At 73.3% G+C, this 1,030-nt stretch carries 1 protein-coding gene; it reads right to left on the bottom strand.

Features of this window, described 5'->3' with window-relative positions:
- Positions 1-103: 103 nt before the first annotated feature.
- Positions 104-1,030: AMP-binding protein (locus AIIKEEIJ_RS14735; RefSeq protein ID WP_161995955.1), on the bottom strand; the 927-nt coding region annotated here is incomplete at its 5' end.

The raw sequence follows: 1,030 nt of genomic DNA, 5'->3' as shown, positions 1-1,030 counted from the left end.
CGCGGCGTCAGCCGCCCAGCAGGTGCACTGAGCGCGGCGTCAGCCGCCCAGCAGGTGCACTGAGCGCGGCGTCAGCCGCCCAGCAGGTGCACTGAGCGCGGCGTCAGCCGCCCAGCAGGTGGACGGAGCTGCCACGGCGCAGCTTGCCCGACGACGTCTTCGGGATGCTGCCCGGCCCGAGCACCGCGACGGTGCGCGGCCGCACCCCGACCTCCGCGACGACCGCGTGCACGACGTCGTGTTCGATGCGGCGCACCTCCTCCGGATCGTCGATCCGGTTGGTCTCGACGGCGACCGCGAACGACTCGCGTTTGTCGCCGGCGTCGAGGCGGATCGCGACGGCGTTGCCGGGGCGCACGCCGTCGACGCTGCACGCGGCCCGTTCGATGTCGGTGGGATAGACGTTGCGCCCGCCCATGATGATGACGTCCTTGACGCGTCCGCACACCACGACCAGGCCGTCCTCGGTGAAGTAGCCCACGTCGCCGGTGTCGAACCAGCCCTGCGAGTCCTGCGCGGGCACCGGACCGTCGACGGTGAGGTAGCCGTGGGTGACCGCCTTGCCGCGCAACTGGATGATGCCGACGCCGCGGGGCGGCAGCAGCTCCCCGTCCTGGCCGACGACGCGGCCCTCGAGGCCGGGCACGAGGTGGCCGAGAGTGGGCAGGCGACGGGCGTTGGACCGGCTCGACGGCACCGCCATCCCGCCGGCCTCGAGCAGGTCGGGGTCGACGAGATCGAGGATCTGCCCGCGTCCGGGGTCCGGCACCGAGACCGCGAGGGTGGTCTCGGCCATGCCGTAGACCGGCGCGAGCGCGGCGGGGTCGAGGCCGAACCGGGCGCCGGCGGCGGCGAGGGCCTCCATGGTGTCCGGGTCGACCGGCTCGGCACCGTTCCACATCCACCGCACCGACGACAGGTCGACCGCGCCGTCGGGCGCCTGCGCAAGCTTGCGCGCCAGCAGCGAGTACGCGAAGTTCGGTGCGGCCGTTACGGTTCCGCGGTACTTGCTCATCAGCTCGGCCCACAG

The organism is Rhodococcus sp. YH1 (genome assembly GCF_009939605.1).
Classification (GTDB): Bacteria; Actinomycetota; Actinomycetes; order Mycobacteriales; family Mycobacteriaceae; genus Rhodococcus; species Rhodococcus aetherivorans.
Note: the sequence above shows the minus strand (reverse complement) of the source record. Positions and strands in the feature narration are given on the sequence as shown.